General features: G+C 29.7%; 22 protein-coding genes. 1 reads left to right on the top strand and 21 read right to left on the bottom strand.

The window, feature by feature from the left end:
* Nucleotides 1–5: 5 nt before the first annotated feature.
* The 13 genes from LJD32_RS02730 to LJD32_RS02790 all read right to left on the bottom strand — a co-directional run bounded on the left by LJD32_RS02730 (nt 6) and on the right by LJD32_RS02790 (nt 10,360).
* Complete coding sequence (locus LJD32_RS02730; RefSeq protein ID WP_227391736.1) at nt 6–923, bottom strand: calcium/sodium antiporter; 918 nt, start codon at nt 921–923, stop codon at nt 6–8.
* A gap of 78 nt (nt 924–1,001) precedes the next feature.
* Nucleotides 1,002–1,391 carry a hypothetical protein gene (locus LJD32_RS02735; RefSeq protein WP_227391735.1) on the bottom strand — a complete coding sequence of 130 codons (390 nt, stop codon included), beginning with the start codon at nt 1,389–1,391 and terminating at the stop codon, nt 1,002–1,004.
* Nucleotides 1,363–1,755, bottom strand: a complete 393-nt coding sequence (locus LJD32_RS02740) for a hypothetical protein (protein WP_119363760.1) — start codon at nt 1,753–1,755, stop codon at nt 1,363–1,365. The genes LJD32_RS02735 and LJD32_RS02740 overlap by 29 nt, the downstream gene beginning before the upstream one ends.
* A gap of 154 nt (nt 1,756–1,909) precedes the next feature.
* The gene (locus LJD32_RS02745; protein ID WP_227391734.1) at nt 1,910–3,055 is read right to left on the bottom strand and encodes a DUF2812 domain-containing protein; all 1,146 of its coding nucleotides are present in this window, start codon (nt 3,053–3,055) and stop codon (nt 1,910–1,912) included.
* Between the two features lie 95 nt (nt 3,056–3,150).
* A complete protein-coding gene (locus LJD32_RS02750) occupies nt 3,151–4,071 on the bottom strand; it encodes an aldo/keto reductase (protein WP_032090605.1) in 921 nt (306 codons plus the stop codon).
* Between the two features lie 11 nt (nt 4,072–4,082).
* Nucleotides 4,083–4,502 carry a PPC domain-containing DNA-binding protein gene (locus LJD32_RS02755; RefSeq protein WP_022001844.1) on the bottom strand — a complete coding sequence of 140 codons (420 nt, stop codon included), beginning with the start codon at nt 4,500–4,502 and terminating at the stop codon, nt 4,083–4,085.
* Nucleotides 4,503–4,513: 11 nt separating this feature from the next.
* Entirely contained in the window at nt 4,514–5,866 is a 1,353-nt protein-coding gene (locus LJD32_RS02760) for an MATE family efflux transporter (RefSeq protein WP_117813238.1), read from the bottom strand.
* Between the two features lie 58 nt (nt 5,867–5,924).
* Nucleotides 5,925–6,098 carry a hypothetical protein gene (locus tag LJD32_RS02765; RefSeq protein WP_167693747.1) on the bottom strand — a complete coding sequence of 58 codons (174 nt, stop codon included), beginning with the start codon at nt 6,096–6,098 and terminating at the stop codon, nt 5,925–5,927.
* 144 nt (nt 6,099–6,242) lie between these two features.
* A complete protein-coding gene (locus LJD32_RS02770) occupies nt 6,243–7,460 on the bottom strand; it encodes an iron-containing alcohol dehydrogenase (protein WP_022001846.1) in 1,218 nt (405 codons plus the stop codon).
* 131 nt (nt 7,461–7,591) lie between these two features.
* Nucleotides 7,592–8,479 carry a LysR family transcriptional regulator gene (locus LJD32_RS02775; RefSeq protein ID WP_227391733.1) on the bottom strand — a complete coding sequence of 296 codons (888 nt, stop codon included), beginning with the start codon at nt 8,477–8,479 and terminating at the stop codon, nt 7,592–7,594.
* Between the two features lie 71 nt (nt 8,480–8,550).
* Entirely contained in the window at nt 8,551–9,066 is a 516-nt protein-coding gene (locus LJD32_RS02780) for a DUF5662 family protein (RefSeq protein ID WP_227391732.1), read from the bottom strand.
* Entirely contained in the window at nt 9,066–9,632 is a 567-nt protein-coding gene (gene scpB / locus LJD32_RS02785) for an SMC-Scp complex subunit ScpB (protein ID WP_032090609.1), read from the bottom strand. The genes LJD32_RS02780 and scpB overlap by 1 nt, the downstream gene beginning before the upstream one ends.
* Nucleotides 9,632–10,360 (bottom strand): segregation and condensation protein A, encoded by a 729-nt coding sequence (locus LJD32_RS02790; RefSeq protein ID WP_032090610.1) that lies wholly within the window; start codon nt 10,358–10,360, stop codon nt 9,632–9,634. Before LJD32_RS02790 ends, scpB begins: the two co-directional genes overlap by 1 nt.
* Nucleotides 10,361–10,453: 93 nt before the next feature.
* Here LJD32_RS02790 and LJD32_RS02795 point away from each other — a divergent pair, with 93 nt between their 5' ends.
* Nucleotides 10,454–11,275 (top strand): hypothetical protein, encoded by an 822-nt coding sequence (locus LJD32_RS02795; protein ID WP_032090611.1) that lies wholly within the window; start codon nt 10,454–10,456, stop codon nt 11,273–11,275.
* A gap of 68 nt (nt 11,276–11,343) precedes the next feature.
* Here LJD32_RS02795 and LJD32_RS02800 read toward each other — a convergent pair whose 3' ends face one another.
* The 8 genes from LJD32_RS02800 to trpC all read right to left on the bottom strand — a co-directional run bounded on the left by LJD32_RS02800 (nt 11,344) and on the right by trpC (nt 17,808).
* A complete protein-coding gene (locus LJD32_RS02800) occupies nt 11,344–12,615 on the bottom strand; it encodes a spore germination protein (protein ID WP_032090612.1) in 1,272 nt (423 codons plus the stop codon).
* Nucleotides 12,612–12,962: a stage V sporulation protein AE gene (gene spoVAE / locus LJD32_RS02805; protein WP_032090613.1), complete on the bottom strand. Its 351-nt coding sequence runs from the start codon at nt 12,960–12,962 to the stop codon at nt 12,612–12,614. The genes LJD32_RS02800 and spoVAE overlap by 4 nt, the downstream gene beginning before the upstream one ends.
* Nucleotides 12,959–13,963, bottom strand: coding sequence for a stage V sporulation protein AD (locus tag LJD32_RS02810; RefSeq protein ID WP_147579459.1), 1,005 nt, complete (start codon nt 13,961–13,963; stop codon nt 12,959–12,961). Before LJD32_RS02810 ends, spoVAE begins: the two co-directional genes overlap by 4 nt.
* Entirely contained in the window at nt 13,941–14,384 is a 444-nt protein-coding gene (gene spoVAC / locus LJD32_RS02815; RefSeq protein ID WP_227391731.1) for a stage V sporulation protein AC, read from the bottom strand. Before spoVAC ends, LJD32_RS02810 begins: the two co-directional genes overlap by 23 nt.
* Nucleotides 14,385–14,499: 115 nt before the next feature.
* Nucleotides 14,500–15,273: a tryptophan synthase subunit alpha gene (gene trpA / locus LJD32_RS02820; RefSeq protein ID WP_227391730.1), complete on the bottom strand. Its 774-nt coding sequence runs from the start codon at nt 15,271–15,273 to the stop codon at nt 14,500–14,502.
* Entirely contained in the window at nt 15,266–16,447 is a 1,182-nt protein-coding gene (trpB, locus tag LJD32_RS02825; RefSeq protein WP_032090617.1) for a tryptophan synthase subunit beta, read from the bottom strand. Before trpB ends, trpA begins: the two co-directional genes overlap by 8 nt.
* Nucleotides 16,437–17,030, bottom strand: coding sequence for a phosphoribosylanthranilate isomerase (locus LJD32_RS02830; RefSeq protein ID WP_175301621.1), 594 nt, complete (start codon nt 17,028–17,030; stop codon nt 16,437–16,439). The genes trpB and LJD32_RS02830 overlap by 11 nt, the downstream gene beginning before the upstream one ends.
* A complete protein-coding gene (trpC, locus tag LJD32_RS02835) occupies nt 17,017–17,808 on the bottom strand; it encodes an indole-3-glycerol phosphate synthase TrpC (RefSeq protein ID WP_119363772.1) in 792 nt (263 codons plus the stop codon). The genes LJD32_RS02830 and trpC overlap by 14 nt, the downstream gene beginning before the upstream one ends.
* Between the last annotated feature and the right edge of the window lie 8 nt (nt 17,809–17,816).

The following is a 17,816-nucleotide window of genomic DNA, read 5'->3' on the forward strand; positions in this document are numbered from 1 at the left end:
TCCGTTTAACACAAATAGATTAAATACACTACATAGGAAAGTAACATCAAAAGACCACCTATTCTATTTAATTCATGTCGATAAATCGTTAAAAGCCATAATAAACAACCACTTCCTATAGCTACAAACATATCTACAATAAATTTACTTTCAAAAGGTACTGGACAAATTAAAGAAACACCTCCAGCAATAAATAAAATATTAAAAATATTACTTCCGACAATATTTCCAATCGCAATACCCACATGATCTTTTCTAGCTGCCTGTAAAGAGGTTACTAATTCAGGCAATGATGTTCCAAAAGCAACAATCGTTAAACCGATGAATCTTTGAGAAAAATGGAACCAATAAGCTATTTGAGTGGCTGCTTTAACAACCAGTTGACTACCAATCATAACAAAAAAGATACCTAAACCAATCAACAACACACATCCTATAAAAGAGTATTGTGGAGAGACTTCCTCCTCACTTTCTTTTTGTGACAGCCAAAACAAATAAAGTAAATAAACGATAAACATACCTATTAAAATAAGTCCTTCTTGAAACGATACAACTTGTTGACTTTTTCCCATAACAAGTAAAACAAGACTTGAAAGCAACATATAAGGAATTTCAATGAACAATGTTGATTTTTCAATCTTTATTTTTGTAATCAAAGCGCTCATTCCTAAAACAATCAAAATATTTAAAATATTACTTCCAACAACATTCCCAATGGTAATTCCTGAATTTCCTTTTAACCCTGCTACTAATGAAACAGCTGCCTCTGGCAAACTGGTTCCCATCGCACAAATCGTCAATCCAATAACTAATTGAGAAACATGAAAAATACTTGCCAGTGAAGATGCTCCATCTACAAACCAATCCGCTCCTTTCACTAAAACAAAAAAGCCTGCTGTTAGTACAATAAGCGAATAAATCATTTTATCCCTCCTGTTTTCATTCTATTAAGATTTATTCATTAAATGAAAAAGAAGGGTAAATTTCCCTTCTTTCAATGATTATCGCTTGATTGAAATAAAATGACTTCTATCTATATATCTTATTTTCTTTTGTTCAAAAAGATCAATTATTTGTAAAAAACGTGCATCTTGTTTACATTCAAAAGAATATTGTTGATTTCTTGTTGTTACTAACATACAAACTACCTTTTGTTTTAAAGATAGATCAACTTCATAAAAATCATCATAGTCTATTTCAAAAAGATTATGTTTTTCTATATCATAACATTCAACTTTATCACTTGAAAAATATAAATATTTTTCAAAATCTTTATCTTCCATTATTTCTTGATGAATACCAAAGAATAACCCAGAAAAACGAAAGGCTTTTTTATATTCCTTATATGCTTTTTCTAGTTGATCAAGACTTAAAATGAGTTTTACTTTCATCATTTTTTCTCCTTATATAAAATACTATCGTTATAATTAAACAAATAACTACATAAAAATCTATAGCAGGTAATGGAAAAGAAAGTTGAACTTGATTTCCATGAAATAATTTATTAAAGATAAATAAGATAATAAGTAGAATTATATTTTTTCGATAATCTATGACATCACTATTCCATAAGGCAATAAAATATAAAATAGGTAAAAAATAAAATAAACAATAAATAATAAAACTAATATGAATACTAATATATCCTAAAGAATTTAAAGAATTTGTAAGTAAGCTTTGACCACAAACCATGGTCATGATCATAAAAATTTCCATTAAATAATCAAAGACCCATACTTTATCTATTATCTTCATATAAATCTCACATTCCTTTCTACATATATTCTAATAAATACTTTATTTGCCTAGAGATGTAATTTATCTTTTCCTTACTTTTATTATATTATTATATTATTTATATATCAATATTATTTTTATTATTTTAATACAAAAAAGATCTAAGAAATTCTTAGATCTTTAATCGTTGATAATATTTAATACATTTAGAAAGTGGTAATCCTTCTTTGTTATTGATATAAAAAACTTCTTGACCCTTTAATACAACATATTTTTGCTTATATTTAAAACATAAATCACTATCTTTTTGAGTTATCAGAGGATATTGCTGAATAATTTTTTTATAAGCTATTTTATTTTTAAAAATATTTTCTACTTGATATTCAAAAATACCTTTTGAAATAGCTGCCGTATATCCTTTATAATAGCCTTCCATCATTCCATGATCCCCTTCAATAGAATATCCTTGATATAACATTCCACCATCTTCATAGCTATAAGGTTGTTGCAAGCTTTGGACAGGTTCAATAGCGCTATAAGGATCGCCATCTGCTGGATGGTCATACAAACTTAAAGCAATTGTAGCAATAACACAAAGATAAACAATCGCATTAGATTTTTGATGTTTTTCTTTATAAAGATGTCCAAGGTAACCAATTAACCAAGAAATAAGTAAAATCAGAAATGATTTGAAACCATTTTGTTTTAATAAATCTAATAAAATCAAAATAATCCCAACATAAAGATTTATTTTAGATAAAGTATTAAAAATATTTTCTAAATAAAAGGGCTTATTTTTCATTACTTTTTTTAAATGTGATAGATTACATAAGCCCAAAAAGAACAAAGAGAAGCTTATAAGACTTACAGCAGTATAAAATAAATAAGTACCAAAATAAAAAGTCAAATAAGGTAAACTTGGCAACCCATGTATTTTAAAAGGTTGATAAGAAATTAATAAAACAATGGCCATGATCATTAAAAAATAATGAGTTGTAAAATTATAGATCGTTGATAAGATTTCTTTTTTATCACCTACATCTTGTTTTAAAGGTTGAGCAAAAAGATCTTCAACTTCTACTACTTGTAACCCAAAATAATTAACAATAATACGGCATCCTGCTTCTTTTATATCTTTATTTATTTGTTTATAATATATTTTATAATGCTTCCTTTGTGGTGTTCTTTTTTCAAATGTTAAAAAATTTAGACTTATATTTTTTAAATACCATCCTTCTAAAGCTTTATTTTCTAATAAATCAATAAATTGATCTTCATTTACTAAATAATCTTTTGTAGATATTCTTTTATATTTCATAAACATCACCCATCTTTATTATATCAATATATTATATTTATTCAACAAATATTATTTTTATTATAAAGTATATAAAAAGTTGCCTAAGCAACTTTCTATGGTAGTGGTTTTTCACTTGCAAGATAGAGATCATACCATTCTTGTCTTGTAAGCGTAAAATCACATGCTTTAATTGTTTCTTTTAAATGTTGAGAGGATGTTGTCCCTACGATTGGTTGCATATGTGCAGGATGACGAAGTAACCAAGCAATCGCTATTGCTGGTTTAGTTACTTGATATTTATGAGCTAATTGTTGCATAACATCATTTAATTTTTGATAATTTGGATGATCAATAAAAGTTCCTTCCGCCCAAGAAGCTTGGATTGAACTCCATGGTTGGATCGTAATATCATTTAAACGACAATAATCTAAAACACCACCATCTTTATCTTGCGCAAATGCTTCTTTCATATTCATATTTAATCCTGAATCAATCATTACTGAATGAACGATTGATAATTGTAATTGATTAATAATAATTGGATATTTTAAATATTTCTTTAATAATTCTATTTGTAAAGGTGTGTGATTAGAAACACCAAAATAATGAACTTTTCCAGCTTCATATAATTCATTAAAAGTTTCAGCAACTTCTTGAGGATCACATAAAGCATCTGGTCTATGAAGCAAAAGAATATCTACATAGTCTGTATGTAATCTTTCTAATGATTCATTGACACATTTTAAGATATGTTCCTTAGAAAAATCATATCTTTTTCCAGGAACAATACCACACTTTGTTTGAATAATCATCTGTTTTCTATATTCAGGATGTCTTTTTAATACTTCACCAAATAATTCTTCTGATTTTCCTCCACCATAAATATCTGCATGATCAAAAAAATTAATTCCTGATTCTAGAGCAGTTTTGACAAGTTCTTCCACTTCTTCAATGCTTTTATCAGCAATTCTCATACATCCTAAAGCAATCTTTGATACCTTTAAATCCGTTTGTGGTAATGTTAAATATTCCATAGATAGCTCCTTTATAATTTTAATAAATTTAAACCAATTTCTTCATCAAAGTAACGATCTACTTGTCCATTGATGACTTGAATAACCATTTCACACGTTGCTGAAACAATTGCTTTATTTAAATGACCACCAAAAACTTCTCCTTGATCATTTCCAGCAGATAGATGCATATGACTATAATATTCACCATTCATTGTATTAATAGTTCCCGTAAGAGATACAATTTCATAATCACCTTTAAATTCATTAGCATAATATTTCTTTTCCTTTGTTTTAAAAACACCGACTGTAAAATCATTAATTGCACCTAAAGCTTGAATACTTGCAAGTTTGATATTTTCTTTTAAAGCAATATTTTTAACTTGTTCAACAATATCTTCACCCTTATCAATTCTTGCGATAATTGTATTTTCAAATTTTTTATATTTCATTTTCTTTCCTCCTATTGATAAACCCGATATTTCCATTTTCCTTTCAAAAAACGTGTTGATAATAATAAACATCTAGAAATATTATCTAAAACCATCATGATCCAAACACTTTCAAGTCCAAATGAAAAGACATTGATCATGAGCATTGAACCAAAAATCCTTATTCCCCACATCGTAATCAAAGAAAATACAAATGGTGCTTTGGTATCCCCCATTCCATTAAAAGTTCCTTCTAAAATAATCAAGATACCATAGATTGGTTCACTAATAGAAACAATCCTTAATACCCTAGTTCCTAAAGCGATAACTTTTTGATCAGGAGTAAAAATCGACATAATATTTTGAGCATTTATGAATAATAAAACACCAGCAATAGCCATGATACTTAAAGTAATTGCACATGTAAGATACGTCATTCTTTTAACTTTAGATTCATCTTTTTCACCAACAGCATTTCCTACAAGTGTACTTGCTGCTGATTGGAAACCATACCCCGGTGCATAAAACGCTTGTTCTGCTTGAATTGCTATCGAATGTGTTGCCAAAGAAACAACTCCTAATTTAGCAATCAACGAAGCAAAAGTAACATGTCCTAAACAAATAACACTTCTTTCCATAACAACAGGAATAGAAATTTTTAAACATTCTAAACATACTGGTTTATGAAAATGAAATCCTGTATGTTTAAAATCAAAGATTTTATTTTGATAATAATGTCTAAAAATCAAGATTCCTCCAACAATATAAGAAATAGCTGAAGCTATCGCTGCTCCGGCTACGGATAAACCAGCTCCATAAACAGTTATACCAAATATCTTTCTTGTCGGATAAATTAAAAAGAAATTTAAAACGATATTGATTATATTCATATAAACATTGATCATCATTGGTGTTTTCATATCTTTAACAGCTCTTAAAGTTGAAGAGAGAATAATAATAAATGTTCTAAATATAAATGGTGCTGATACAATTAAAAAATATAAAAAAGCATCATGCCTTATTTCTTTGGCACCATTGAGCCAACCAGGTAAAAATGGAGCAATTATGATACTAATAATAGTTGTTATCAATCCTATAATAAAAGAAATAAATAAGGCTTGTTGACCCGCAATCTGTACTTTTTTATAATCTTTAGCGCCATCTGATTGAGCACATACGGCTAAGACACCCACTCCAAAGGCAACCGAAATACTTCCTAACAACCAAGTAACAGTAGATGTTAAACCAACTGCTGCAGAAGCTGTTGCTCCCATAGAACCAACCATCGCTGTATCTACATAAGTCACTACCGTATTCATTGCTTCTTGAATAATAGCAGGCCATGCAAGATGACATATATTTTTTATCTCATTTCCATATTTCATCCTATAACCTCCAATAATTCTATTATACAAACAAAAAAAGGAATAAACAATGTTATTCCTATAATTCTTGATACATTCTTGTACGTTTCACATCTAAATATTTCCAATATTTTCTTTCCCTACCACCTACAGCTATTACTAAATCATCACTGTATCCAAAAACTCTGGCAATTGTTCCTTTTTTCACTTTAGAAATATGAGTTAATTTTCCATCTAATATTGCATACTTCATAATAGCTACCCCCTTTATCTATCTTTATTATAGATAAATAAAAGAAATATTGTTTTCATAAGTATGTATTAAACACCTAAAAAACGTATTTATAGTATATATACATAAAAAAGAGGTCCTCTATTTAGGACCTCATTTATTCTATTAGAAATCTACTTCTGTATCATAGTAGCAAGCTTTTAATAAAGCAACCATTTCATCATGGTTTGGAATACGTGGGTTTGATCCTGTACATGCATCAGCAATTGCATTATCAGCAATTTCATCAACACGTGCTAAGAAGATATCTTCTGGAACAAATCCAGTTTCAGCTGGCATACCATCTGCGCCATATTTATTGATTCCATGAGGAATATTTAATTCATCATTCATACCTCTTAAATATTTAATTAATAAAGCAACTTTTTCATCATCATCTGCTCCACCTAAATGCATGTAATCAGCGATGACACCATAACGTTTTTTAGCTGTTGGATCTTTGGCATTGAAAGCAATAACTTTTGGTAAATACATTGCATTAGCTGCACCATGAATAATATGTCCACCTTGATCAACGAAAGCAGCACCTGTTTTATGTGCCATTGAGTGAACGATACCTAATAAAGCGTTAGAGAATGATTGACCAGCTAAACATTGAGCATCATGCATTGTATCTCTTGCTGCCATATCTCCATTATATGATTTTACTAAGTTAGCTTGAATTAATTCAATTGCATGAATAGCAAGTGGATCTGTATAATTACAGTTTGCTGTAGAAACATATGCTTCAATAGCATGAGTCATTGCATCCATACCAGTATGAGCAACTAATTTAACTGGCATTGTTTCAGCTAAATCAGGATCAACAATAGCAACATCTGGTGTAATTTCAAAGTCAGCGATAGGATATTTAATTCCTTTATTATAGTCTGTAATAATTGAAAAAGCAGTAACTTCTGTAGCTGTACCACTTGTAGATGGGATTGCACAGAAATGAGCTTTTTTACGTAATTTTGGAATACCAAATACTTTGCACATATCTTCAAATGTGATATCAGGGTATTCATATTTAATCCACATTGCTTTAGCCGCATCAATTGGTGAACCTCCACCCATAGCTACAATCCAATCTGGATTAAATTCTTCCATAACAGCTGCACCTTTCATAACAGTTTCAACTGATGGATCTGGTTCAATACCTTCAAATAATTTAACTTCCATTCCAGCTTCTTGTAAATAGTTAACAGCACGATCTAAGAAACCATTACGTTTCATTGATCCTCCACCAACACATACAATTGCTTTTTTTCCTTCTAAAGTTTTTAGAGCTTCTAATGCTCCTTTTCCATGATATAAATCTCTAGGTAATGTAAATCTTTGCATAACTTATTCTCCTCTTTTCCTATCTCTAATGATAGCACTTACATTTATTTTTGGTTAGATACTAAAAAGGCATAGTGATATGCTTTTTTTTATATATCAAGTTATTTTTTTCACATTACATGTACATTTTTTTACTTTACTTGTTCGATTCCATTTTTCAAACATTCTATAAAATTTTGATCTTCTTTTGATAAAACATATCCTTTTCGATAAATTAAATAATCAACATATGGTATTTTCTTATCTTTACAAGCTTTTAAAACAAAATCATTTTGTTTTAAAAGCTTTTTAGGTATTGGGGCAACCCACATATAAGTTTCTGGAATCTCACTTAAAAGTTCAAATTGTATTCCTCTTTCATAAATGTTCATATGCTTATGATTATGATGATCTTCTTGAATATGAATATCTCCATGTTTTAATTCAATTTGTTTCTTTAAATCTTTCATATAGATATCTTTATCTTTAAGAGGATTACCTTTTGAAATAAGAATTTGGTAATCAAAAGTAAATAGTTTTTCATAAGTCAATTCTTTTAAATTTAAAATATTGAAATAATAATCTTGATCTCTTAAAGGAAAACGTACAATTCCTAAATTATTTTCTCCATCATAAACATTTTGAATCGTATCAATTGAATTCGTTTCTCGATAATTTAGATTCAATTCCTTTTTCATATTATTATCCATTTTTAAATATTCAATAAAAGCTTCTGAGATGTAACTTGAACGAGGGACACAAATATCTAAATTCAATTTATGAGGATCATCCTGATACATATTTTTTAAATAATCTACTTCTTGAACAATTTTTTTAGCCTGTGATAAAAATTCTCTTCCTTTAGTTGTTGGAACAACCCCTTTATTATGCCTTTCAAATATCTTTATATTAGCTTCTTCTTCTATTTCTTTAATAATTTTAGATAAACGTGGTTGATTAATATAGAGATGCTGTGCTGCTTTAGAAATAGATTCATATTTTTCAACTTCTATTAAATATTTTAAATGTAAAAAATTCATCTTCAAGCTCCTTAAATATAATGTAACTATTATATCATTTCTATAAAAAAATTCTATGCAAAACATAGAATTTATAAATAAGTTTCTTTAATATAATCAATTGTTTCTTCTAAATTACTTTTAGATAAATGAACTAACATATCTTTAATCATTGCATCTGTTTCTTGATGAATGACATAATAACCATGTGTCTTATTATAATAATCTAAAGGAGCCGATACATCAAAATTTTCTCCACGGTAAACCATTGTTGCCGCAACACGATCACAAAACATTTCCACAACATACTTTGTAGGCATTTTAGCAGGAACGACTCCTTCTCTTGAAAAATCAACCCAATATTCCCAATGATGTTTATTTCTTCCTTTATGATGAAGCCAAGCGGAAGAATAACCAATCGTTTCTCTTTCAATTGAATTAGGTGAACGCGTCCCTACCCAATATTTAGCACCTGTTTTTAGTTCAGTTGGCGAATATTTTGATAAATCATGTAGTAATCCTTGTTTATATAAACCACATTTAAAACAAAGCGTTGTTACATAGTATTTATGTTTATTAATTGTTTTTAAATGATTGATGAGTTTCACTATAAATCCCTCTCTTGATATTTCGTTTTAAATATATCTTCATCACTTTCTGTCTCTACAACATCACCAAGTTCTGGAAGTTCATCTAAAGACGCTAAAGAAAAAGCATCCATAAATTCATCTGTCACCCCATATAAAATAGGAAGTCCTGGACTTTCTTCTCTGCCTACTTCTTTAATAAGTGCTTTAGCAATGAGTTTTCTAATCATGCCATCACAACCAACTCCTCTAATATCTTCAACTTTAGCACGAGTAATTGGTTGATTATAGGCAATAATAGCGAGTGTTTCTAAAGCTGCTTGAGAAAGTGTTGCTTTTGATTGTTCTACCATTTTTTGATAATAAGGAAAATATTGAGGATTCGTTGCAAGTTTATATTTACCACCAAAATCAACAACTTGTAGGCCATCAAAGCCTCTTTTTGAATAAGCTTCTATAAAATGGTCCATAGCTTCCACAGCTTCTTTTTTAGAAATTTCTAAAATCAGTGATAATTCTTTTATATCAATACCTTCATCACCTTTTAGATAAAGGATACCTTCTATAATATTATTATAATCTTCCATTACTCTTTCCCCTCTACATAAATATCATCAAACAATCCTTCTTGGATAATTTCAACTTCTTTATCATTAGCTAAAACTAAAATCGATAAAAATGTCACGATAAAATAATAGCGATCTCCTCTATCAAATAATTCATCTAATTTTACCCTTTTATTAACTCTTACTTTAAAATAATTTCTAATTTGATCACTTCTTTGTTCAATGGAAATATCTTTTTTAGAAATATGTGTATCTAATGGTCGTGATAACATTTTTCTTTGATACATTTTTTGCATAGCCTTCATTAAATCATATACTTCTAACCCCTTTGGAATCATTGTTGAAGTATCAATGACATATTCTTCCATATTATTAGAGGGTTTAATCAACATAGATTGTCTTTTTTCATATTTTTCTTGAATCTCGTCTAAAACATCTTTATATCTTTTATATTCAATAAGTCTTCTAATGAGTGCTTCTCTTGGATCTTCTTGATACTCATCTTCAATTTGTACTTTTTCTTTAGGTAAAAGCATTTTACTTTTCATTTCAATAAGCTGTGCAGCCATGACTAAATATTCAGACATCACTTCAAGTTGTGATGATTCCATCATATGTATATATTGTAAATATTGATCTGTAATAACTGATAATTCAAGTGTTTGTAGATCCATCTCTTTTTCTTTAATTAAATGTAACAATAAATCTAAAGGGCCTTGAAAATCATCTAATATAACTTGATATTCCATTGTTTCACCTCTTAGGTATTATAACATAAATTTATATTTTGTATTTATTATGTTGATTATTTCCTATATAATACGCCTGAAAGGGGTTATAAAATGTTTTCATTATCATCAATTATATTAGCTTTTTTTGCAGGAATTTTAGGAACACTAATTGGTGGAACACAAACCTTTATTTGTACAGGTTTTGTCGGTCTCCTTATATTTTTATTAGAACATGTTGGTGTTAATACCACATTTTTAAATGAAGCTTTATCAAATAATTTATTTTTACCATGTATTATCTTTAACGCTGCAGGACTTGCAACTGCCTATGCAGGAACAAAACATGAAATAAGAGGCGTTGAAACTTCTAGGTCACTTGCTTTTACCAATGATCCAAAGGTTTTACTCGTAGGTGCTATCGGTGGGGTTTTAGGTTATTTGATTTTTGCTTTTGAAAATTATTTTTCATTTCCAGTAGATACCGGAGCAGTTTCGGTTATTCTTGTAGGAGTTTTAGGAAGAATCTTATTCAATCAAGAAGATACATATAATGAAAAGAATTTAGATTTCTTAGAAAAAGCATCTCCTTCATTTTGGGGATTTCAATTTTTAATTGGTTTAGCTGTATCAACAGTTATGGCTTATTTTGCAAAAGAAACAGGTCTTTATACAATTGGTTTTTCAATTAGTGCTTTAACACTTATCTTTGCTTTAAGTGATCCTGCTTTCCCTGCTACACACCATACAACTCTTGTTGTAGGTTATGCAATGGCACAAACAGGTAATATTTTGATTGCTGTTATTTTTGGTATCATTGCTCATTTTATTGGATTAATTTTTGGGATGGTGCTCAATACAGATTGTGGTACACATATCGATCCACCAGCTGTTGCTATTGCTACATGTAGTTTAATTATTTTTACTTTATTTTAAAACAGAGGTTAAATAGGAACCTCTGTTTTTTGATAAACTATAATCATTTGATTAATTTAATAAAATTTTTATTTCTTAGGTTCTCTAATAATGAATTGGAGTAAATCTTTTCCATTAAAAGGAATTAATGGATAAAGATAGGAAAAGCCAAAAGGTTTTAATGATATTAAATACATATATAAAATAACTTGATAAGCAATAAAGCCTAGCCAACCAAATAATCCTGAAAATAGAATCATAAATATTTTTACATATTTATTGGTTAAAGATAATTCATAATTAGGTGTGGCAAAACCACAAACATCTCCAATAGATACAAATAAAAGAATCTCTCCTGAAAAAAAACCGAGTTCAATCGCAAATTCTCCTAGTAAAATAGCAGCAATCATCCCCATCGTATTTGAAATAGAATTGGGCGTATGAATGGTTGCAATTCTTAAAAGCTCTACTGCCAGTTCAACTAAAATAATTGAAAATAATTTTTTTAGGCTGACACTTCCTTGATTTACAATCAACATCCATAAAGGAACCAAATAAATTGAAAGAAATACAGCACTAAAACGAATTAAACGAATAAAAGTACCAATAATAGGTGTTTGTCGATGTTCTTCAACATGTTCTAGAATTTCAAACAAAGTTGTAGGTAACATCATAACAGAACTTGAAGTATCGCATATAATGGCAAGATAACCATGATGAATGTGTGTAGAAACCACATCTGGTCTTTCACTGTATCTTACAAGGGGAAAAGGATTATAACTTTGGTCAAAAATTAATTCTTCCAAAGCACGATCTGTCATAATTAAATCTTCATTTTTTATTTCATTAAGTCTTTCTTTAATACTTTTTAACATGGTTTGATCTATTTCGCTTTTTAAATAACATAAACAAATATCTAATTTATTTTTTTTACCTACAACAACTTTTTCCATTACTAAATCTAATGTACGAATTCGTCTTCTAATCAAACCTGCACAATTTAATAGATTTTCATTAAATCCATCTTTACTTCCTCTAACCGATTTTTCTGTATCTGGTTCTTCGATTGAACGTGTAGGAAAATGTCTTGTATCTAAAACATAGACTTTACTTTTATCTATATCTTTAACGATTGCACAACCTGTAAGCATCGCATATTCGTAATTTTCTTTATTTAATTCTTCTTTGACATCTCCATTATTTAAACAATCTTTTAAAGTTTTTCCTTTTGCATTTGTAATTCCTTCAACCAAATAAGCAATCAATTCATCAGAACATAAACTAGAAATATAATCAATTTCAATTTTTCGACCATCAAAATCTAAATATCTAACATTTAAATCAAACGAAGGGTTTTTCATGATTTTGGTTTAAAGAAAAGAGCAATAATAAACGCAAATAAAATGGCCGAAGAAATTCCTGCTGCTGTTAAATCAAACATTCCCATTGCTAGACCAAAAACCCCGTATTCTTTTGTCATTGCCATGGCCCCATGCATTAAAGAATGGCCAAAACTCGTAATGGGAAGCATTGCCCCTGCATGAAAAATTTTAATCAAGCGATCATAAATATGAAATAAATCTAACAGTGCTCCTAGTACAACAAAACTACATGTAATATGTCCTGGCGTTAATTTAGTATATTCATAAATTAGTTGAGCAACAGCACAGACAAACCCACAAAACAAAAAGGATAAGACGTAATTCATTTGACAACCTCCAATACATAGCCATGACAAACACAAGGAATCGATAATTTTTGATTTGTCATCACCGGATTTAACAAAGCCCCTGTTGCTAGAACAAGCACACGTTGATACTTTCCTTTTAACATCATCTGATAAATATAGCCAAAACTAACAAGTCCATTACAAACAGGACCACTTCCTCCTTGATAGACATTTTGAGTAACATCATAAAGTAAACAACCACAATCATCATACTCGTTATACTTTTGATTTTCTTCTTTTAAAAGATCTTTCATAATTGTTTTTCCATAACGAGAAAGATCTCCGGTTAAAATTAAATCATAATAAGTACCATCTCTCTTTAGATCTTTCATATGTTGTAAATAGGTATCTAAAGCTGCTGGTGCCATGGCACGCCCCATATCATTAGCGTCATATTGATCGAAGTCGATGACTTTTCCTAAAGTAATAGATTCAATTCTTATTTGACTTGGTTTATTTGATAAAAAGACCGCGACACTTCCTGTAGCCGTAAAAGTCATCGTTTCTTTTCTCTGTATACCATATTCTAAAGGATATCTAAATTGTCTTTCTGCTGTGGCATTATGAGAAACTGTACAAGCCATAGCACTATGAATATTATGATTTTCAATCATAATTGAAGCATTTGCTAGAGCAAGTCCAATCGTACTACATGCACTATATAAGCCAATAAAAGGTCGATGTAAATGATTAGCGTAATAATAACACGCTGTAATTTGATTATTTAAGTCTCCTCCAAAATATAAATCAATTTCTTCTTTTTTTACTTTTCCTTTTTTTAAACAAATAAGGATAGCATCTTTCAGCATTTCAATTTCTGCCTGTTCATAACTTGCATGATGATGATAATGATTAGGATAATGTTTATCAAAATAATGTCCTAAAGGCCCTTGATGTTCAACAATTCCTGCTGTTGTCCCAACACTTTGAATATAAACATCTTGAAAAACAAAACTACTACCAGAAATAGGTGATGACATAACGAATTCCTCCTAATACAAATGAAGCAACAATTCCAAAAGTAATCACCGCTCCACCAAGTTTAAAAATATTAGCCCCTATTCCCGTCACGAAACCTTCACTTCTTGCCTCCATTGCACTTGAAGTCATCGCATTTGAAAAACCTGTAATAGGAATAAAAGAACCTGCCCCTGCAAAATCACCTAAACGGTCATAGATTCCTAAACCCGTTAGTATTGCTGCAATTAAAATAAGAGTAATCAACATAATAGGGGTGGCTTCCTTTTCACTAAAAGAAAATAATTCTTTGTAAAGACTTAAAAAAAATTCTCCTATCATACCAATCACTCCACCCACTAAAAAAGCACTTGCTGTATGTTTTAATACTTGCTTTTGTGGTTTATTTTTATCTGCAATTTCATTATATTTTTTTATATTCATAGATTTACCTCCACATTTTTAGGATAGACAAAAACAATGAATATAAACATTTTAATTAAATTATCGATATTCGATATAACTAACAAAATAAAAAGGCAAGACTTAGCTTGCACTTTTATAGTTCATTTGTAAGTGATTGAATATATTCTTTTAAAGGTTCATCTGCTTGACTTCCATGTTCTTTAATAATATTAACAATTGCACTACCAACAATGACACCATCAGCATATTGTTTAAACTCTTTTACTTGTTCTGGTTTATTAATACCAAAACCAATAGCTACTGGTGTATTTGTTACTTGACGAATATGTTCAATAATTTCTTCAAGATTATTAGAAAATGAAGTATTATCTCTTGTCCCTGTAACACCCATTGACGATACAAGATAGATAAATCCTTTTGCTTCTTTTGCAATCATTTCAACACGATCTTTACTTGTTGGGGCAATCATTGAAATTAAAGTAACATCATAATTATAACAAACATCTTTGACTTCTTGACTTTCTTCATAAGGTAAATCTGGAAGAATAATACCATCAATGCCAACTTCTTGACATTTTTTAAAGAATTCATCATAACCGTAATGGAAAACAACATTTAAATAAGTCATAAAACATAAAGGAATATCACTTTTTTCTCTTACTTTTTTAACCATTTCAAAAACATCATCTGTTGTAACTTTGTTTTTTAAAGCACGTACATTTGCTTCTTGAATGGTTGGTCCTTCAGCAATTGGATCAGAAAAGGGAATACCAATTTCAATCAAACTAGCCCCTGCTTGTTCCATATCTAAAATATAGTCTACTGTTTTATCTATTACAGGATCCCCTGCTGTTAAAAAACCAATGAAGGCTTTTTTATTTTCAAAAGCTTTATATATTCTATTCATAGATTTCTTTCCCCCTATATCTTGCAATCGCTGCAACATCCTTATCTCCTCTACCTGAAAGACAAACAATTAAAATATCATCTTTTTTCATAGTTGGTGCTATTTTGATTGCATGTGCAATCGCATGTGCACTTTCAATGGCACAAATAATTCCTTCAGTTTTTGCAATGTATTCAAAAGCATCCACTGCTTCATCATCTGTAACTGGTACATATTGCGCACGTTTTGTATCATGTAAATAAGCATGTTCAGGTCCAATACCTGGGTAATCTAAACCGGCTGAAATAGAATAAACAGGTGCAATTTGACCGTATTTATCTTGACAGAAGTAAGATTTCATTCCATGGAAGACACCTAATGATCCTGTCGCAATTGTTGCTGCTGTTAAAGCTGTATCGACACCTTTACCAGCGGCTTCACAACCAATAAGTTTTACATCTTTATCATTGATAAAATTATAGAACATTCCCATCGCATTACTTCCACCACCAACACAAGCCATCACAGCTGTAGGAAGTTTACCTTCATATTCAAGAATTTGTTCTCTTGCTTCTTTAGAAATCACACTTTGGAAATCTCTCACCATCATTGGAAATGGATGAGGTCCCATCACAGAACCTAAAACATACATCGTATCATCCACACGTTTTGTCCATTCTCTCATTGCTTCATTGACCGCATCTTTTAAAGTCATTGTCCCTGTAGTTACAGGATGTACTTTAGCTCCTAAAAGTTCCATACGATAAACATTTAAAGCTTGACGATCTGTATCTTCTTTTCCCATAAAAATTTCACATTCAAGTCCAAGCAAGGCTGCTGCTGTGGCTGTAGCTACACCATGTTGTCCAGCACCAGTTTCAGCAATAATTCTTGTTTTTCCCATTTTTTTAGCCATTAAAGCTTGTCCTAATACATTGTTGATTTTATGAGAACCTGTATGGTTTAAATCTTCTCTTTTTAAATAGATTTTAGCGCCACCTAAATCTTCTGTCATCTTTTTCGCATAATATAATAAAGATGGTCTACCAGCATATTCTTTTAATAATGTATTAAGTTCATCATTAAATGCTTGATCATTTTTATAAAATTCATAAGCCTCTTCAATTTTATGAATTTCACTCATTAAAGTTTCAGGTATGTACTGTCCCCCATGTATTCCATATCTACCTTTCATTTCTAACTCTCCTTACGATTTCCTTAATTTTTTCCCTATCTTTAAAACCATCTGTTTCAACACCACTTGAAACATCTAATCCATAAACATTCAGTTTTAAAGCTTCATCAATATTAGAAAGATTGATTCCCCCTGCCAAAAATACAGACTTATTGACTTCTTTCAACATAGACCAATCAAAACTTTCCCCAGTTCCTCCAGAGCCATGATCGAAAAGATAATAATCAACGTCATAGTCTACATTGAAAGAATCATCATTTTTAATTTGAATTGCTTTAATAATTGGAACATCTATTTTTTGTTTTAAAATCTTTATATATTCATTTGTTTCTTGACCATGCAATTGTACAAGATCAATAACATCATTTTTAACTAATTTTTCAACAAAAGAAATATCCTCATTTACAAAAACACCTACAACTTGAATCGAAGATAAAAGACCTTTTTTTAATTCTTTTGCCTGATCATAAGTAATCTTTCTTTTTTTTCCCGCAAAAACAAAGCCAACATAATCAGGTTGATATGTATTTACATAATCAACATCTTCGCTTCTTTTTAAACCACAAATTTTAATCTTCTTCATCAATACCTTTTAAAACTTCTAATGTATGTCTTTTATCATGGCTTTTCATCATAGCTTCACCAATTAAGACAGCATTTACATGATGTTTTTCTAATAATTCAATATCTTTTCTTGTTTTAATACCACTTTCAGAGACAAAGATAACATCATCATCGACCATATCTCTTAATTTTAATGTTGTATTTAAATCAACACTGAAATCTCTTAAATCTCTGTTATTTACACCAATAATTTTAGCGCCTACACGCAACGCTTTTTTTACTTGCATTGAACTGTGTGTTTCAACAATTGCTGACATACCTAAATTATGCGCTAAATTAACACAACGCATTAATGTAATTTCATCTAAAACACCTGCAATTAATAAAATTGCATCTGCTCCTAAGATTTTAGCTTCATAAACCATATATTCATCTACAACAAAATCTTTTCTTAAAACAGGAATTTTCACAATACGTTTGATTTCTCTTAAAAAATCATCATCCCCTTTAAAATAATCAGGTTCAGTTACTACTGAAATAGCATCTGCTCCAATCATTTCATATTCTTTCGCAATTGCTTTAAAATCAAAAGTGGAAACAATTTGTCCTTTTGATGGTGAATGTCTTTTAACTTCTAAAATATAAGACATTCCATCTTTTTCTAAAGCTTTTTTAAAAGGAAAACTTTGGTCAATAGGCATTGCAAAGGCTTTTTCTTTTAATTCATAAATTGAATGACGTTTTTTATTTGTTTCAACACGTTCTTTTGTACTTTCAACAATATCTTCTAAAATCATAATATACG

Source organism: Faecalibacillus sp. TM498, from assembly GCF_020589955.1.
GTDB classification, from domain to species: Bacteria; Bacillota_I; Bacilli_A; order Erysipelotrichales; family Coprobacillaceae; genus Faecalibacillus; species Faecalibacillus intestinalis.